Raw genomic sequence first — 16,353 nt, forward strand, 5'->3', positions numbered from 1 at the left:
TGAGGGTGGCCGATGGCCCTACCCCAGCCGCGCCAACGCCGCCGACAGCCGCTCGGCCTCGGCCGCCTTTTCGGCATGATCCGCCCGCGCCTTCTCGACCGCCTCGGGCTTGGCCCGCTCGACGAAGCTGGGGTTGCCAAGCCGGCCTGCGAGGCTGTCGCGCTCCTTCTCGGCGGCGGAGATTGCCTTGGTCAGTCGGGCGCGCTCGGCGTCCAGATCCACCACATCGCCGAGCGGCAGTACGAACGTCGCCTCGTCGAGAACGACCTGAAGCGCGCCGCCCGCAGGCGCATCGCCTTGAGCCTGATCGACGCGGGCCAGCCGCGCCAACGCCGCCTCTTGTCCGATCAAACGCGCCGCCGTGTCGGCGGAGGCGTCCCGGACGTGCAGCGCCAGCCGCGCGCCCGGTGGCACGTTGAGCTCGGTCCGCGCCGCACGGATCTCGCTCACCAACCGGATCAGCCAGTCTATCTCCTGCGCCGCGGACGGATCGAGCGCCCGCGCATCCGCCATCGGCCACTTGGCCACGATCAGGTCATGCTCGCGTGGGCCCATCTTCGACCACAGCTCTTCGGTGATGAAGGGCATGAACGGGTGGAGCATGACGAGGATCTGGTCGAGCGCCCAGCCTGCGACCGCGCGGGTCTCCTCCGCGTCCGCCGCGGCAACGCCCTCGCCCTGCAGCACCGGCTTGATGAGCTCGAGATACCAGTCACAGAAGCGGCTCCAGACGAACTGGTAGATGCTGTTCGCCGCCTCGTCGAAGCGCAGGTCGGCCAGCGCCAGATCCAGCGCCTGCACCGTCGCGATGGTTTCCGCGATGATCCAGCGGTTTACCGCCAGTTCCGCAGTCGGCGCCTCAAGATGCTTGCTGGCGGAAATGCCGTTCGCTTGGCAGAAGCGCGCAGCATTCCACAGCTTGGTCGCGAAGTTGCGATAGCCCTCGAGCCGCTTCTCATCCATCTTAATGTCGCGGCCCTGGCTCTCCATCGCCGCCATGAAGAAGCGCAGCGCATCGGCGCCGTACTTGTCGATCATCCCCAGCGGGTCGACCGTGTTGCCCTTGGACTTGGACATCTTCTGGCCGTCCGCCGCACGGACAAGACCGTGGAGATATAAGGTCTTGAACGGCACCTCTTTCATGAAGTGCAAGCCCTGCATCATCATCCTCGCATCCCAGAAGAACAGGATGTCGAAGCCGGAAATCAGCACGTCGTTCGAGTAGCGGCCGCCGAGCGTCGGGTCGCTGTTCTCCGGCCAGCCGAGCGTCGCGAACGGCCACAGCGCCGAGGAGAACCAGGTATCGAGCACGTCCGGATCACGAGTAAGCGCAACGCCCTCGCCGGCCTGCGCCTGCGCCTCTTCCTCGGTCTCGGCGACATAGGCCTTGCCGTCGGCATCGAACCAGGCCGGGATGCGATGCCCCCACCAGAGCTGGCGGCTGACGCACCAGGGCTGGATGTTCTCCATCCAGTTGAAATAGGTCTTTTCCCAGCTCTTCGGCACGATCTTCGTCGCGCCCGAGCGGACCGCCTCGATCGCCGGCTTGGCGAGCGTCGCGGCGTCGACATACCATTGGTCGGTCAGCCACGGCTCGATCACCTGGCCCGATCGGTCGCCATATGGGGTCTGGATCGTGCGCGGTTCGGCGTCGTGCTCGACGCCTTCCTTGTCGACAAAGGGCACGAGGAAGCCCTCGTCCTTCAGCCGCGCGACGATCGCCTTGCGCGCCTCGAAGCGATCGAGCCCGATCAGCTCGGCGGGAACCAGCCCATCCTGCGTCTGGCAGATCGCCGCCTTGGCATCGAGCATGTTGAGCATCTCGCCGGCCTTGATCCCGGCGCGGACACCCACTTCGAAGTCGTTGAAATCATGGCCCGGCGTGATCTTCACCGCGCCCGAACCGAGTTCCGGATCGGCATGCTCGTCGCCGACGATCGGGATCAGGCGGCCGGTGATCGGCAGCTTGACCTGCTTGCCGATCAGGGCCTTGTAGCGCGCGTCCTCGGGATGCACGGCGACGGCCATGTCGGCGAGCATCGTCTCGGGCCGCGTCGTCGCGACCTGGATGAAGCCCGATCCGTCCGCCAGCGGATAGCGCAGGTGCCAGAAATTGCCGCGGACTTCCTTGGTCTCGACCTCGAGGTCCGAGATCGCGGTGCCAAGGCCCGGATCCCAGTTCACCAGCCGCTTGTCGCGATAGAGCAGCCCCTGGCGGTGCAGTTCGACGAACACCTTGAGGACGGCCTTGGAGAAGCCCTCGTCCATGGTGAAGCGCTCGTTCGCCCAGTCCATCGAACAGCCGAGACGGCGCAGCTGGCGGGTGATCTGGCCGCCGCTCTCCGCCTTCCACTTCCACACCTTGTCGACGAACGCCTCGCGGGTGAAGTCGGTACGCTTCTGCCCCGCAGCGTTGAGCTGGCGCTCGACCACCATCTGCGTGGCGATGCCGGCATGGTCGGTGCCGACCACCCAGCGCGCGTCCTTGCCCTTCAGCCGCGCGTGGCGGACGAGGATGTCCTGCAGCGTGTTGTCGAGCGCGTGGCCGATATGCAGGCTGCCCGTCACATTGGGCGGCGGGTTGACGATCGTCCAGGGCTCGGCGCCAGTGCGCTCGGGGCGGAACAAGCCTTCGTCTTCCCAATGGGTGTACCAGCGGGATTCGATGTCGGCGGGGTCGAAGGTCTTGGGGAGTTCGGTCATGATGACAGAGGCTTTAGCGTCGCCCCTGCCCTGCGCACAACCCTAAGCGACGGTGCTCAGCTCAGGCTGCTGAGCACCTTGTCGACCCGGTCCAGAGTGAAGGGCTTGGAAAGCACTGGCCGGTCCCGATGCGGAACGGCGATGCTGTCGTCCGCACCGCCAGTTGCGAGCACGAAGGGAATGCCGAGTTCGGCAAGCTTGTCCGCAATGGGCCAGCTTTGTTCGCCGCCGCGCAGGTTTACATCAAGGATCGCCGCATCGATGCCGCCGGCACCGATCCGGTCCAGCGCCTCTGCGACGTTGTCGGCGGTTCCTGCCGGCACGCGATCGAGTGCGTCGAGGAAATCCTCCAACATCATGGCGATCAAAGGCTCGTCTTCGACGATCAGAATGTTACGCGGACCCTGCATATTACCCCCTTCGCAGGAAAACTGTTGCATGCCAAGCACTTATTCTGGCGCTACGATGTCCCGCACCGCCTCTGCAAGTTGCTGTACCGAAAAGGGTTTCGGGAGAAAGGCAACATTGTCGAGATCGATCGATCGTCGCAATTGTTCCTCTGCATATCCCGACATGAACAGAATGGGCAGGTCCGGCCAGCGCTCCCGAACCTTGCGGGCCATGCTGGGCCCGTCCATCACCGGCATCACCACGTCGGAAAGCAACAGATCAGGCTTCTCCATCGACGCGATCGTTTCGAGCGCCACTTCGCCATTTTCGGCCGTTACCACCGTATAGCCCTGGCGGGTTAGCGCGCGTTCGGCGATCGCCCGCACCATGTCTTCGTCCTCCACCACCAGGATCGTGCCGGAACCCCACAGGTCGGCGGGCCGCTCCTTGACGACGGGCAGCTTCGCCACCGCCGCTTCCGGTGTTGCGTGGACTGGCAAGTAAATGGTGAACTGCGCCCCGCCCAGCGGCGTGTTCTCCGCGAAGATATAGCCGCCGGACTGTTTGATGATGCCGTACACCGTCGAAAGCCCCAGACCCGTTCCCTTGCCGACTTCCTTGGTTGTGAAGAACGGCTCCCAGATCTTCGGCAGGATCTCCGGCGGAATGCCCGTGCCGGTATCGGAGATACGCAGGGCGGTATAGTCGCCTACCGGCAGGACATCGTCGTCCATGCGCCGCACATCGGCCGACGAGACCGACAGCGTCTCGATCGTCAGCGATCCGCCACCGCTGGGATTCTTGCTCAGCATCGAATCGCGGGCGTTGACGGCCAAGTTGACGACAACTTGTTCCAGCTGACCAGGATCTGCACGCACCGGCCCCAGGTTGCGGCCGTGTTTGACGTCCAGCGTAACGGTTTCGCCGAGCAGGCGCTTGAGCAGATTCGAGACTTCCGAAATGATGTCCGGCAGTTGCAGCACCTGGGGCCGCAGCGTCTGCTGTCGCGAAAATGCGAGCAGCTGCCGCGTCAGGCTGGCGGCCCGATTCGAATTGGCGCGAATCTGCTGAATATCGTCATAGTCGCTATCGCCGGGCGAGTGCCGCATTAGCATCAGGTCACAATGCCCGATAATGGCCGTGAGGATATTATTGAAGTCATGAGCCACGCCACCGGCGAGCTGGCCGACAGCCTGCATCTTCGTCGCCTGCGCCACCTGGCGCTTCAGCTTGCCTTCCTCGCCCATATCCCGCAGGCTGAGTAGCACCGCTGCGTCCCCTAGCCCCCGCGCGCCGGCGATTGTAATGGCAACGGGATCTTCCGCAGTGTCCTTCAGCCGAACCGTAATCTCCAGCGACTTGGGGGCGCCTCCGGCAAAACGCCGCACTGCGTCGGCGAGTGCGGCCTTATCCTCCCGAATGACGAGGTCGCCGGGGTAGAGCGGCGGGGTACCGCCCTGCACGCGGGCAGAACGCATGAAAGCTTCGTTCATGGTTACGAACCGACCATCGCGATCGACGAGTGCGAGCCCCGTCGGCAAAAGGGCGATCAGCGAACGGACGTCTGTGGAGCTGCTGCCGCCAGCCCCGCCCATCGCTAGGGGCTCTTCGTCGAGCAGAGCCACCAGCAGCGGCGCGTCTTCTCCCTCAAGAAACGGAATCTGAAGGAGCCGCAGCGGCGTCGCTTCCCGCCCCTCGCGTTCGAACCAAATCTGCCCCCGCACATCGGTGCTGAGCAGCTGCGCGAAATCCAGACCCTCGGCCACAGCGTCCGCATCGCCAAGCGCCCGCTGCCGAAACACGCGATTGGCCGAGCGAACTTGGCCGTCTGGTGCGACCAGCACCACCATCACCCCTGCCCCCCCCAAACGGTCGCCGGTGGGGCCAGCAATCAGCCCCTGGATCTGGACGGCCAAGTCGAGGGCGTTAACGCCGATGAACCGCCAAACAAGCGAGTCGTCGCCCACCCGCGCCACCCGCACGGCCACTCTTGCCCCAAAGATGTGAACGTCGTCGCATCGTGCCTCGCCGTCCCGCCAGGCGGCGCGGGCGCAGGCACCCAGCGCCTGCGCACCAGCCTCGCCAATGGGTAGGCTGGGCGGCGTCGGCCAACCGCCGAACAGCGCCTCGTATCGTGGGTTGGCGCAGACCAACCTTCCACTGCGATCCGTGACCGCCAGCGCATCGTCGCTGGCCGAGGCGAGCGCATGGGCGATCGCCCAATCGGTGTGACGCTCGACATGAAGCGGGGAGCGAAACAGCCGAGCCACGCCGACCAACACACCGGTTGCCAACAACGCGGCCGCCACGAAGCCGATCGCGATCGTCCGATCGCCGATCGTCAGAAGGATCAACCCGCCCGTCGCAATGCCAGTGAAAACCGCTACCGCGAGCGGCAGCAGCAGCGAAGGCTTCGGAATTTCGACAGCTGGCAGACCGGCCATCCGCCACCGATGTGCCGTTGTGGGGCGACCGTCAAGCGCGCAAACGACTTCCCGCGCGCGAAGGCGCGCGGGAAGCTGCCGACTTACCAGATCCGGACCCGCTTTTCGGGCGCGAGGAACAGCTTGTCGGTATTGCCGGGCTTAAAGGCGCCGTACCAAGGATCGAGGTTGCGCACGACCCAGGCGCGCTGTTCAGACGGAGAGTGCGGATCGGTGAGCAACCGCTGCCGAAGGTTGGCCTCGCGATAGTTGCGACGCCAAACCTGGGCCCATCCGAGGTAGAAGCGCTGATCGCCCGTCGTACCGCCGATCACCGGCGCCGGCTTGCCGCCCAGCGACTTGACATAGGCATCGTGCGCTACCGACAGGCCAGCCAGATCCGCGGTGTTTTCGCCGAGCGTAAGGCGACCATTCACGTGCATGCCGGGCAGCGGCATATAGGCATCATATTGCGCCGCCAGAGCGTCCGTCCGTGCCTTGAACGCTGCCACGTCGGCCGGCGTCCACCAGTCGGTCAGCCGCCCTTCTTTGTTATACTTTGCGCCCTGGTCGTCGAAATGGTGGCTCAGTTCATGGCCGATGACCGCGCCGATGCCCCCATAGTTCACCGCCGGATCGGCATTGGGATCGAAGAAAGGCGGCTGCAAGATGGCGGCGGGAAACACGATTTCGACCATGCCGAAATTGGCATAGGCGTTCACTTCCATCGGCGTCATGCCCCATTCCCAGCGCTGCAGCGGCTTGCCTAGGTGGCTGACATTCTCATCATGCTGCCACTGGTTTGCCCGCAGCGCATTGCCGAACGCATCGCCAGCCACGATCCGCAGCTCGGAATAATCCCGCCAGCGATCGGGATAGCCGATCTTCGGGGTGAAGGCGGCCAGCTTCTCATGCGCTTTCACCTTGGTCTCGGGCGCCATCCAGTCGAGCTGGTCGATCCGCGCATCCATCGCGGCGATCACGTTCTTCACGAGCGTGTCCGCGGCCGCCTTGGTCGCAGGCGGGAAGTAGCGCGCGACATAGAGTTTGCTGACTTCATCCGACAGCGCATTGGTGGTGAAATCGACTGCGCGCTTCCAGCGCACTTCCTGCTCCGGCGTGCCGGAAAGGATCGTCCCGTTGAACGCGAAAACCTCCTTGTCGACCGCGCTCGGCAGCACATCCGAAAAGGCGGACAGCGAACGCACGATCAGTTGATCGCGTAGCACCCCGATGGGAGTGGCCTGGATCAGCTTTGCGATGCCGGCAACGGCGCTCGGTTGAGCGACGATCACGCTATCCACCGGCGCGCCAACGCCCTTGAAATAGGTGGAGAAGTCGAAGCCGGGAGCTTCTTGGGCAAGCTGCGCCAGCGCCCGCTTGTTATAGGTCTTGTTGGCGTCACGGCTGTCCGCTCGCGTCCAGCTGACCCGCGCCACTTCGGTCTCGAACGCAACGATCGCGGCAGCACGCGACGCCGCGTTCGGCTCGCCGGCCAGCGTCAGCAACTTGGTAAGGTGCTGGACATAGGCCGCGCGCGTCTCCGCGAGCTTGGCGTCGGACGACAGATAATAGTCCCGATCCGGCATGCCGAGTCCGCTCTGATACATGCTGAGCGCGTAGACTTCGGGCTCCTTGTCATCCTGCCCGACATAGGTGGCGAAGGGAACCTGCACACCGCTGCGCGAGGCCTGTGCATACAGCGCAGGAAGAGCCGAAGACGATTGCACTGCCTTGATCTGCTCGATCCACGACCTAATGGGGGCCAGCCCCTTCGCTTCGATGCTCGCGGTATCGAGATAGGTGCCATAAGCGATGCCGATTTTTGATTTCGGGTCGCGTTTCGCTTCTTCGAGGATGCCTTGGGTGCGTTGCCGCGACAGATCGGCCAGCACATTGAACGCGCCATAATTGGATTTGTCGGCAGGGATTGGCGTGTTCTTCGCCCAGTTGCCATTGGCATAGGCGTAGAAATCATCGCCAGGCTGCACCGACCGATCCATGCCGCCGGTGTCGAAACCATAGGTACCGATAGCCGGCTTTTCCGCCTTCGCGGGTGATGTCGTCTGCGGTTCGCTGCTCTGTCCCTGCGCGGCGGCGGCGAGCAAAACGGGAGCGGCAAGAACGGTGGTGGCAAGGAGGAGAGTGAGACGCATCCTGGAACCTCGTGCGAAAGAATATTTCACTGTATGAGTTGATCAATACGCACCGTCAATGGCCTGAGGCGGGCACCGGTTGCCCGCTGCGCTTGCTGGAAATGCAACCCAGAGGCGAAAGATAATAAGATACTCCCACCGATCGCCTCCGATATGAATGCAACTCTCCGGGTTCATTGCACGAAGTGCCGCGACAGATATTTGAATTATCTCATATCCCCGAACCCTTCGCATGCGCAAAAAAAAGTTATCTTGTGTAAACCAGCAACATTGGATGAGTTTAATTCTTCATAAATATGCTCTGCACGTTGCATACTCTGCTTGCATCCCATGAAAAACGAGAAAGAGAGGATATCATGCCGGCACAATATGATCTTACACAGACTGCCTTTATGTTCTCTTTCTTCGTCAATGCCGCCTCCGCGGTGCAGGGGACATCGGCACAACTAGCGCAGTTTCTCGATAAAGTGCTCGGCACTGGCGGCACATGGAGCGCAGGGAAGAATAGCTACACGATCAACGGCCTGATCCAGCAGCAAGGGTCCCAGCTGATCGGGAGTGACTGGCAGATCGGCTGGGGCCCTGCGATATTCCGCCCGTCGACGAGCGGCTATCCGGACAATGCGATGGCCGTCCTCTACAGCCCATCGCAGGACACCTATGTCGTCGCGATCGCCGGGACAGATCCGAACAGCCCCTATGACTGGCTGTTCGAAGATCTGAAGGTCGGCCCAAACGCGATGGTCAACTTTCCCATCACCAACTTCTCCGCGGCGCCGACGGGCGGCGCGGCCAATGCCGGCACCGCGCAGATTACGCTGGGGACCGCGCTGGGCGTGTATAATCTGCTGCAAAACATGATCGACCAGGATGGCAACACCGCATCGCTTGTCAGCTATCTGAGCGGCTTGGTGCCGGTCAAATCCACCGCCAAGATTATCTTCGTCGGCCACAGCCTGGGCGGAGCGCTCTCAGCCACGCTGCCCCTTCAGCTGCTGTCGATGATCAAAAACTGGGGATGGACCGCAAAAGGCGGCGGCGTCTATGCGATGCCGACTGCTGGCCCTACTCCGGGCAACGCTGCTTTCGCCGCGATGTGGAACAAGCAGTTCCCGGCAACGCCGGTGCAGAATACTGCCAGCGGCAATCAGGTGACGTCGCTGAACGTGCCGATCGCGAACAGCCGCGACGTGGTGCCGCATGCCTGGACCAACATCTACGCCAAGACCCAAGTCCCACAAAGCCCTGTGTATTTCTACGACTATCAGGAAAAGCTGTTCCAAGGCACCACCACGCTCCAGACGCTGACGGTGACGCTGGCAAACGTGCCGAACTCGCTCAACAAGCTCGCCACCGAAATCTATGCGGTGGCGACCAAGGCCAGCACGAACGGGGCTGGAGCGGGTGCCGCGACGCTTGGCGCGCTTACCTGGCTGAGCGACACGTCTCCGATTACCTATTGGAACGGAACCGCGTTCGCGACCTACACGCTCCCAACAGGCAATGTCACGACGCTGGACGCGTTCAAGCAAGTGCTCGGCACGATTCACGTCTGGCAGTATTTTCCTTTTTTTGGGATCACGACGAGCACGCTGCCCTACCCTATCGTCACGACTGCCAAGGCGCTCGCGTCCCAGGAAACAGCCTAAACCCGGCGCGCGGGAACGCCGTCAGCCTGTTTGGCGGCTTCCCGCGCCACCCGCCGGCGGCGCCATTTCCCGGCGATCCAAAGTCGCCAGAGAAGCGCACTGGCAAAATAGCCAAGCATCGCTAGCGCCACGGCGATCGTCACAAGGCCGGTGGCGGTCGCGGGCCCTGCATCGTGCAGAAGCCAGTCGATCCATCCGGGTGCGGCCGCCGCCATGTCCTTGGCGCCGCCCGGCCCCAGCATCCAGCTTCCGAGCCAGTAAGCCGCGACCCACAAGGGCGGCGTGGTGAAGGGGTTGGTGAAGAACGTGGTCGCCGCCGCTGCCGGAATATTTGCGCGAAGCGGCAGGGCAAGCACCGCCGATGCGGGGATTTGCCCCATAGGGACCAAGATGCCGGTCAGCATCCCCAACGCGACGCCTCGCGGCACCGAACGGCGCGTGAACCGCCACAAGGCCGAGTGCATAACCCGGCTCGCCACCGGACGCAGCCAGCGATTATTCTCGATCGAATCGCGGCTCGGCATCGCCTTGTCCACGACACGGCGCAAGCGGCGGCGCGACATGTCAGCCGCGGTCCCGGAGGAGGCGCGATTGCTCGCGTTTCCAGTCGCGCTCCTTGATCGTCTCGCGCTTGTCATGCGTCTTCTTGCCCTTCGCCAGCGCCAGCTCCACCTTCGCCCGGCCCTTGCCGTTGAAGTAGACCGAAAGCGGCACGAGCGTCATGCCCTCGCGCGCTACGGCCCCATGCAGCTTGTTTATCTCGCGTGCATTGAGGAGCAATTTACGCGGGCGCTTAGGCTCGTGATTGAAGCGGTTGCCGTGGCTGAATTCGGGGATGTTGGCGTTCACCAGCCATACCGCTTCGTTCTTGATCTCGGCATAGGCTTCCGCGATCGAACCCTCACCGGAACGCAGCGATTTCACCTCGGTCCCGGTTAACACCAGGCCGGCTTCGTAGGTCTGCTCGATGAAGTAATCGAAACGCGCGCGCCGGTTCTCGGCGACGGTCTTCACTTTCTCGAAGGGTGTGGGACGCGGACGGGCCATAAGGCCGTGCGATGTAGGGGCGCCGAGGCCGGAGCGCCAGCCGTTTGTTGGCGCCCCGATCCGATCGTCAGCCCAGCCCGGCGAATTCCAGCGCCGCATCCACGGCCGTGCGGCTCGCCTCCCCGGCTTCGGTCATCGGCAGGCGCAGTTCCTGCGGGAAGCCCGGGCGCACCCGGCCCATGGCATATTTCACAGGCCCCGGAGACGCATCGGTGAACATCGCGATGTGCAGCGGATAAAGGCGATCGTGTAGTTCCAGCGCCTTGGCGGTGTCCCCCGCCGCCCAGGCAGCCTGGAATGCCGCGCACAGCTTGGGCGCGACATTGGCGGTGACGGATACGCACCCCGTTCCGCCCATTGCGTTGAAGGCGAGCGCGGTTTCGTCATTGCCCGAAAGCTGCACGAAGCCCGCACCGCAGCCGGCCCGCTGCTCGGACACGCGGCTGAGATTGCCCGTTGCGTCCTTCACGCCTACAAACCGCTCCGGATACGCCTCGACGATCCGCGCCATGGTGGCGGGCTGGATATCGGTGACGGTGCGGCCCGGCACATTGTACAGCACGATCGGCAGATCCGTCGCTTCCGCTACGGCGGCGAAGTGGCGGAAAATGCCCTCCTGGCTGGGGCGATTGTAATAAGGCGGCACCATCAGCGCTGCATCGGCGCCAGCATCGGCCGCAGCGTGAACATTCTCAATCGCGACCCGGGTGTCGTTCGAACCCGCGCCAGCCAGGATCTTCACCCGGCCTTTAGCCTGATCGGCGCAGACCCGCACGATGTGAAAATGCTCGTCCTTGGGCATGGTCGCCGCTTCGCCGGTCGTGCCGCACGGTACCAAAGCGGCGGAACCCTCGGTGATCTGCCATTCGACGAGCGCGCGGAAATCCTCCTCCGCAAACGCGCCGTTTCGGAACGGCGTCACCAGCGCAGGGATCGATCCTGAAAACATCGCGCGAAATCATCCTCTTTTTCTATCGAAACAGGGTGGCAGATACGGTGCGATGTCCTATCATGTCCAGCATGGTCGGCACGGTAATCAAAGGCGCGTTGTTGTTCGCCGGGATTTCGGGACTGGCCGCCTCCTCGCAGGTGTCGCCTGCGATGCTGGCGGCGCTGACAGGCGGGCTCATGCCCGAGGCTCAGGCCCAATATGATCCGGTGGGTACGGCGCTGGTAGAATGGCAGCGGCTGCAACAGTCGGATAATTTCCCGTTCTCGGACTATGCCAATTTCCTGCTGGCGCATCCCGGATGGCCCGGCGAAAAGGGGCGCCGCGCCGCCGCCGAGACGATCTTGGACAGCGGAGCGAGTACGCCCGATCTCGCCGTCCGGTTCTTCACCCGGTTGCCGCCGATCACGCCGGCCGGCAGGCTGCGCTATGCCGAAGCACTCGCCGCCACCGGCCGCCGCGCCGAAGCCGAGGACCAGGCCCGCCGAGCGTGGCGCGCGGGGATCCTGCGCGTGAGCGACGAGAGCCGCCTGCTGGCAGGCTTCGGCGCGGCACTGCGCCCCACCGATCACGATGCCCGCGAAGATATGCTGCTGTGGCAGGGGTCGACGAGCATCGCCACCCGGCAGTTGCCCTATACTTCCCCCGATCGGCGCGCGGTGTTCGAGGCGCGTATCGCCTTTCGGACCAACAGCGCCGACGTCGCGACCAAGACGGCGCTTGTCGACTCTCGCGGACAGAGCGATCCCGGCTATATCGCAGACCGTGCCCGCTGGCTGCGCGAGACCGGCCAGTCGCCCGCGATGCGCGCCTATCTCGCCCAGCCCCGGCGCATGTCCGGCTATCCCGGCGATGCCGAGAAGTTCTACGAGGTGCTGCTGTCGGCCGCGCGCGGAGCGGCGATGGACGGGCAATATGACCTTGCCTTTCGCATAGCCTCGCAAGTGGACGATGCGCTGCCCCGCGGCACCGACGTCAGCGACCTGTCGCTGGGCGTGCGCGACGATTATACCAGCCTGACCTGGCTTGCCGGCACCTTGGCACTCTACAATCTGGGCCGTGCCAGTGACGCGATCGGCATGTTCGATCGCTATGGCCGCGGATCGAAGACGCCGCAGACTCAGTCCAAAGGCATGTACTGGGCTGGTCGTGCGGCGGAAGCGACGGGCAATCAGGCGCTGGCGAAGTCGTTCTACGCGCGCGCCGCCGGCTTCCCCGATCTCTTTTATGGCCAGCTCGCCGTCGAACGCATGGGCCAGGCGCTGCGCGGCCCACGCGACCTGAGCGGCAAGACCGCCACGCCCGCCGCTCGGGAGGCCTTTTATCGACGCGAGATCGTCCGCGCGGCCCAATTGCTGGGGGCGATGGGCAACCGAACCGATCAAAGCCTGTTCCTCCGCAAGATCGCCGAGGATGCGACGACCGAAGACGATCATCTGCTTGCGGCCGATCTCAGCCGCACGCTGGGACGACCCGATCTGGGCGTGATGGTCGGCCGCAGTGCCCTTCAGAACGGCCTCTCAGACTATAGCGCTGCCGGCTATCCTTCCGTGAAAGTGCCGGAGGGGCAGCGCGACTATTGGACGATCATCCACGCCATTGCCCGCCAGGAAAGCCAGTTTAATCGCGACGCCGTGAGCCGAGCCGGCGCGCGCGGCTTGATGCAGTTAATGCCGGGCACCGCGCGCGAAACGGCAGGCAAGCTCGGCCTGGGCTATGATGCCGGTGCGCTCAACGCCGATACTGACTACAACATCCAGCTCGGCTCCAGCTATTTCCAGCGGATGCTTCGCTATTACGGCGGCAGCTATCCGCTCGCGGTGGCAGCCTATAATGCTGGACCCGGCAATGTGAACAAGTGGATCGCCGCCTATGGCGACCCGCGGCTGCCCGGCGGCGACGTGGTGCGGTGGATCGAGGAGATCCCGATCTTCGAGACGAAGAACTATGTCCAACGCGTGCTCGAAAATGCCGTGGTCTACGATCTGATGCACCCCTCCTATGCACGGAGCCAGGGCGTCGCCAATCTCAGCTGGTATCTGGGCAAGAACCGCCCGGGCTGATAGCGCGGGCGGCGATGAACGATCGCCCGAACTACATCACGCCTGCAGGCTATGCGGCACTCAAGGCCGAATATGACCAGCTCTTCGGAGAGGAACGCCCGAAGCTCGTCGACACCATCGCCTGGGCAGCAGGCAATGGCGATCGTTCGGAGAATGGCGACTATATCTATGGCCGCAAGCGTCTGCGGGAGATCGATCGGCGGCTGGGCTTTCTGGCGAAGCGCATGAAGGCGGCCAAGGTCGTCGATCCCAGCCGCCAGGAAGATCGTAGCGGCGTGTTCTTCGGCGCCTGTGTGACGATCGCCGACGAAGACGACCATCACCGCACCCTTACCCTGGTCGGCGATGACGAGGCCGATGCCGGCAAGGGCTTGATCGGGTGGAATGCTCCCCTCGCCCGCGCGCTGCGCGGTGCCCGCATCGGCGATCTGCGCCGCGTGCAACTGCCGGCAGGCGAACGCGAATATGAAGTGATCGCCATCACCTACCCATGACGCGCCGGGGGCTGCCGTAGTTGCGGCGGACCGTGCGTACGCCCCGCTTCCGATTTGTCCCGGACTGCTACAGATGGAGCGAGCCCCGATCGCCGGGTGCGTGTAAAGGGAGCGTATGGCGCAGCAGCGAATTCTTGTTTCGGGACGGGTACAGGGGGTCGGCTATCGCGACTGGGTGGTGCGGACCGCACAGCGCAGCGGGTTGACCGGATGGGTCCGCAATCTGAAGGACGGTCGCGTCGAGATCCTCGCTGCCGGGGAAGAGGCCGCGCTGAGCCTGTTGCTGGAAACGTGCCGCGAAGGACCGCCGCTTGCGCGCGTCGAGCATGTCGACAGCGAGGTGGTGCCCGAAGAAAAGCAGCACAAGGGCTTCACCAAACGCTTCACCGCCTGATCGGGAACGGGAGCGGCTGACGACCGGTTGATGGCGCAGGAGAACGCCAATGGAAAATCCCCGCACTGAAACCGCCCGCGATCATGACGATCGTGATCTCCTTGAAAATGCGACCGAAGCGCCATCCTTCTCCGGCGCTAGCGGCGGCAATCTCGGGCGTGACGTCGCCAGCAATGCCGAGCTGGACTCAGTAGATGCGCCGAACGGCAGCCAGCGCGTGCGCAAGCAGGACGCGATCGACCATGATCAGAGCCGGCCACGCGATCGCCCCCGCGACTGATCCACAAAAAAGGGCCTCTTCGCACCAGCGAAGAGGCCCTTTTCGTTAGGCGAGGCGGCTGAAGCGGCTCAGCGCGTCAGCTTCTTGTAGGCCAGCGCGGTGGGACGATCGGCGGCGTCGCCCAGACGGCGGCGCTTGTCTTCCTCATAGGCTTCGAAATTGCCCTCGAACCATTCGACATGGCTGTTGCCCTCGAAGGCGAGGATGTGGGTGGCGAGACGATCGAGGAAGAAGCGATCGTGGCTGATCACCACGGCGCAGCCCGCGAAATTCTCGATCGCCTCTTCCAGCGCACCCAGCGTTTCCACGTCGAGGTCGTTGGTCGGTTCGTCGAGCAGCAGCACGTTGCCGCCGCGCTTCAGCATCTTGGCGATATTGACGCGGTTGCGCTCACCGCCCGACAGCTTGCCGACGTTCTTCTGCTGATCCTGGCCCTTGAAGTTGAACGCGCCGACATAGGCACGCGTCGACTGGTCGTGGCCGTTGATTTTCATATAGTCGAGCCCGTCAGAGATTTCCTCCCAGACGTTCTTGCTGTCGTCGAGGTGATCGCGGCTCTGGTCGACATAGCCGAGGCGCACGGTCGAGCCGATCTCGATATCGCCCGAGTCGGGGGTTTCCTGGCCGGTGATGATCTTGAACAGCGTCGACTTGCCGGCGCCGTTCGGCCCGATCACGCCGACGATGCCGCCCGGCGGCAGCATGAACGAGAGGTTCTCGAACAGCAGCTTGTCGCCGTACGCCTTGGAGATGTTCTTGGCCTCGATCACCTTGCCGCCCAGGCGCTCGGGCACCTGAATGACGATCTGGGCCTTGCCCGGCGTGCGGTTTTCCTGGCTGGCGACCAGTTGCTCGAACTTGGCGATACGCGCCTTCGACTTGGTCTGGCGGGCTTTGGCGCCCTGCCGGATCCATTCGAGCTCGTCCTTGATCGCCTTCTGGCGGCCGGTGGCCTCGCGGTCTTCCTGCTCGAGGCGCTTGGCCTTCTTCTCGAGATAGGTCGAGTAGTTGCCTTCGTACGGGAAATACTTGCCGCGATCGATCTCGAGGATCCAGTCCACGACATTGTCGAGGAAGTAGCGATCGTGGGTGATCATCAGCACCGCGCCAGCATATTCCTTGAGGTGGTTCTCCAGCCAGTTGACGCTTTCGGCGTCGAGGTGGTTGGTCGGCTCGTCAAGCAGCAGGATCGACGGCTTCTGGATCAGCAGGCGGGTCAGCGCGATGCGGCGCTTTTCACCGCCCGACAGATTCTCGACCGGCCAGTCCGACGGCGGGCAGCGCAGCGCTTCCATCGCGACTTCGAGCTGGTTGTCGAGCGTCCAGCCGTCGACCGCGTCGATCTTGGCCTGGAGATCGCCCATCTCCTCCATCAGCGCGTCGAAATCGGTGTCGTCCTTGGGATCGCCCATCTCGGCCGAAATGGCGTTGAAACGATCGACCATGTCCGCCACTTCGCGCGCGCCGTCCTTGACGTTCTCGAGCACGTTCTTGCTGGGATCGAGCTGCGGCTCCTGCGGCAGATAGCCGACGGTGATGTTCTCGCCCGGCCATGCCTCGCCGGCGAAATCCTTGTCGATGCCCGCCATGATCTTCATGAGCGTCGACTTACCCGCGCCGTTCGGACCGACGATGCCGATCTTGGCGCCCTGATAGAATTGCAGGTTGATGTTGTTGAGCACCGGCTTGGGGGCGCCGGGGAAGGTTTTGGTCATGTCCTTCATGACGAAGGCGTATTGCGCTGCCACGGTGGCGTATCTCCGTTGCGAGAATTCTGGATGCTGGAAAGACCCGGGGCATGTAGC

At 63.8% G+C, this 16,353-nt stretch carries 13 protein-coding genes; 5 read left to right on the forward strand and 8 right to left on the reverse strand.

Annotation, left to right across the window (positions count from 1 at the left end):
• Positions 1-18 precede the first annotated feature (18 nt).
• The 4 genes from B215_RS0112260 to B215_RS0112275 all read right to left on the reverse strand — a co-directional run bounded on the left by B215_RS0112260 (position 19) and on the right by B215_RS0112275 (position 7,672).
• Positions 19-2,703, reverse strand: coding sequence for a valine--tRNA ligase (locus B215_RS0112260; RefSeq protein WP_019369943.1), 2,685 nt, complete (start codon positions 2,701-2,703; stop codon positions 19-21).
• Between the two features lie 56 nt (positions 2,704-2,759).
• The gene (locus B215_RS0112265) at positions 2,760-3,113 is read right to left on the reverse strand and encodes a response regulator (RefSeq protein ID WP_019369944.1); all 354 of its coding nucleotides are present in this window, start codon (positions 3,111-3,113) and stop codon (positions 2,760-2,762) included.
• 39 nt (positions 3,114-3,152) lie between these two features.
• Positions 3,153-5,537, reverse strand: coding sequence for a hybrid sensor histidine kinase/response regulator (locus B215_RS0112270; RefSeq protein WP_019369945.1), 2,385 nt, complete (start codon positions 5,535-5,537; stop codon positions 3,153-3,155).
• Between the two features lie 83 nt (positions 5,538-5,620).
• Positions 5,621-7,672, reverse strand: a complete 2,052-nt coding sequence (locus B215_RS0112275) for a M13 family metallopeptidase (RefSeq protein ID WP_026009204.1) — start codon at positions 7,670-7,672, stop codon at positions 5,621-5,623.
• Between the two features lie 296 nt (positions 7,673-7,968).
• On the opposite strand from B215_RS0112275, the gene B215_RS0112280 reads away from it, so the two are divergent.
• The gene (locus tag B215_RS0112280; RefSeq protein WP_152997961.1) at positions 7,969-9,321 is read left to right on the forward strand and encodes a lipase family protein; all 1,353 of its coding nucleotides are present in this window, start codon (positions 7,969-7,971) and stop codon (positions 9,319-9,321) included.
• On the opposite strand, the gene B215_RS0112285 is transcribed toward B215_RS0112280, so the two are convergent.
• The 3 genes from B215_RS0112285 to dapA form a co-directional block, all read right to left on the reverse strand.
• The gene (locus B215_RS0112285) at positions 9,318-9,884 is read right to left on the reverse strand and encodes a DUF2062 domain-containing protein (protein ID WP_019369948.1); all 567 of its coding nucleotides are present in this window, start codon (positions 9,882-9,884) and stop codon (positions 9,318-9,320) included. The two genes, B215_RS0112280 and B215_RS0112285, sit on opposite strands and share 4 nt — an antisense overlap.
• A gap of 1 nt (position 9,885) precedes the next feature.
• Positions 9,886-10,368 (reverse strand): SsrA-binding protein SmpB, encoded by a 483-nt coding sequence (gene smpB, locus B215_RS0112290; RefSeq protein WP_026009205.1) that lies wholly within the window; start codon positions 10,366-10,368, stop codon positions 9,886-9,888.
• 67 nt (positions 10,369-10,435) lie between these two features.
• Positions 10,436-11,317: a 4-hydroxy-tetrahydrodipicolinate synthase gene (gene dapA / locus B215_RS0112295; RefSeq protein ID WP_019369950.1), complete on the reverse strand. Its 882-nt coding sequence runs from the start codon at positions 11,315-11,317 to the stop codon at positions 10,436-10,438.
• Positions 11,318-11,388: 71 nt separating this feature from the next.
• On the opposite strand from dapA, the gene B215_RS0112300 reads away from it, so the two are divergent.
• The 4 genes from B215_RS0112300 (at position 11,389) to B215_RS0112315 (ending at position 14,548) form a co-directional block, all read left to right on the forward strand.
• Complete coding sequence (locus tag B215_RS0112300) at positions 11,389-13,380, forward strand: lytic transglycosylase domain-containing protein (RefSeq protein WP_019369951.1); 1,992 nt, start codon at positions 11,389-11,391, stop codon at positions 13,378-13,380.
• Positions 13,381-13,394: 14 nt separating this feature from the next.
• Positions 13,395-13,874, forward strand: coding sequence for a transcription elongation factor GreB (gene greB / locus B215_RS0112305; RefSeq protein WP_019369952.1), 480 nt, complete (start codon positions 13,395-13,397; stop codon positions 13,872-13,874).
• Between the two features lie 115 nt (positions 13,875-13,989).
• Entirely contained in the window at positions 13,990-14,268 is a 279-nt protein-coding gene (locus tag B215_RS0112310; protein ID WP_019369953.1) for an acylphosphatase, read from the forward strand.
• A gap of 49 nt (positions 14,269-14,317) precedes the next feature.
• Positions 14,318-14,548 carry a hypothetical protein gene (locus tag B215_RS0112315; protein WP_019369954.1) on the forward strand — a complete coding sequence of 77 codons (231 nt, stop codon included), beginning with the start codon at positions 14,318-14,320 and terminating at the stop codon, positions 14,546-14,548.
• A gap of 68 nt (positions 14,549-14,616) precedes the next feature.
• Here B215_RS0112315 and ettA read toward each other — a convergent pair whose 3' ends face one another.
• On the reverse strand, positions 14,617-16,296 hold the full coding sequence (gene ettA / locus B215_RS0112320; RefSeq protein WP_026009206.1) for an energy-dependent translational throttle protein EttA: 1,680 nt from the start codon (positions 16,294-16,296) through the stop codon (positions 14,617-14,619).
• Positions 16,297-16,353 lie beyond the last annotated feature (57 nt).

The sequence above is a fragment of the Sphingomonas sp. ATCC 31555 genome, from assembly GCF_000282895.1.
GTDB lineage: Bacteria > Pseudomonadota > Alphaproteobacteria > Sphingomonadales > Sphingomonadaceae > Sphingomonas.

Excerpts from the sequence above, each read along its gene's own strand:
- B215_RS0112260 (WP_019369943.1), bottom strand. The coding sequence starts at position 2,703 with ATGACCGAACTCCCCAAGACCTTCGACCCCGCCGACATCGAATCCCGC.
- B215_RS0112265 (WP_019369944.1), bottom strand. The coding sequence starts at position 3,113 with ATGCAGGGTCCGCGTAACATTCTGATCGTCGAAGACGAGCCTTTGATC.
- B215_RS0112270 (WP_019369945.1), bottom strand. The coding sequence starts at position 5,537 with ATGGCCGGTCTGCCAGCTGTCGAAATTCCGAAGCCTTCGCTGCTGCTG.
- B215_RS0112275 (WP_026009204.1), bottom strand. The coding sequence starts at position 7,672 with ATGCGTCTCACTCTCCTCCTTGCCACCACCGTTCTTGCCGCTCCCGTT.
- B215_RS0112280 (WP_152997961.1), top strand. The coding sequence starts at position 7,969 with ATGCTCTGCACGTTGCATACTCTGCTTGCATCCCATGAAAAACGAGAA.
- B215_RS0112285 (WP_019369948.1), bottom strand. The coding sequence starts at position 9,884 with ATGTCGCGCCGCCGCTTGCGCCGTGTCGTGGACAAGGCGATGCCGAGC.
- smpB (WP_026009205.1), bottom strand. The coding sequence starts at position 10,368 with ATGGCCCGTCCGCGTCCCACACCCTTCGAGAAAGTGAAGACCGTCGCC.
- dapA (WP_019369950.1), bottom strand. The coding sequence starts at position 11,317 with ATGTTTTCAGGATCGATCCCTGCGCTGGTGACGCCGTTCCGAAACGGC.
- B215_RS0112300 (WP_019369951.1), top strand. The coding sequence starts at position 11,389 with ATGGTCGGCACGGTAATCAAAGGCGCGTTGTTGTTCGCCGGGATTTCG.
- greB (WP_019369952.1), top strand. The coding sequence starts at position 13,395 with ATGAACGATCGCCCGAACTACATCACGCCTGCAGGCTATGCGGCACTC.
- B215_RS0112310 (WP_019369953.1), top strand. The coding sequence starts at position 13,990 with ATGGCGCAGCAGCGAATTCTTGTTTCGGGACGGGTACAGGGGGTCGGC.
- B215_RS0112315 (WP_019369954.1), top strand. The coding sequence starts at position 14,318 with ATGGAAAATCCCCGCACTGAAACCGCCCGCGATCATGACGATCGTGAT.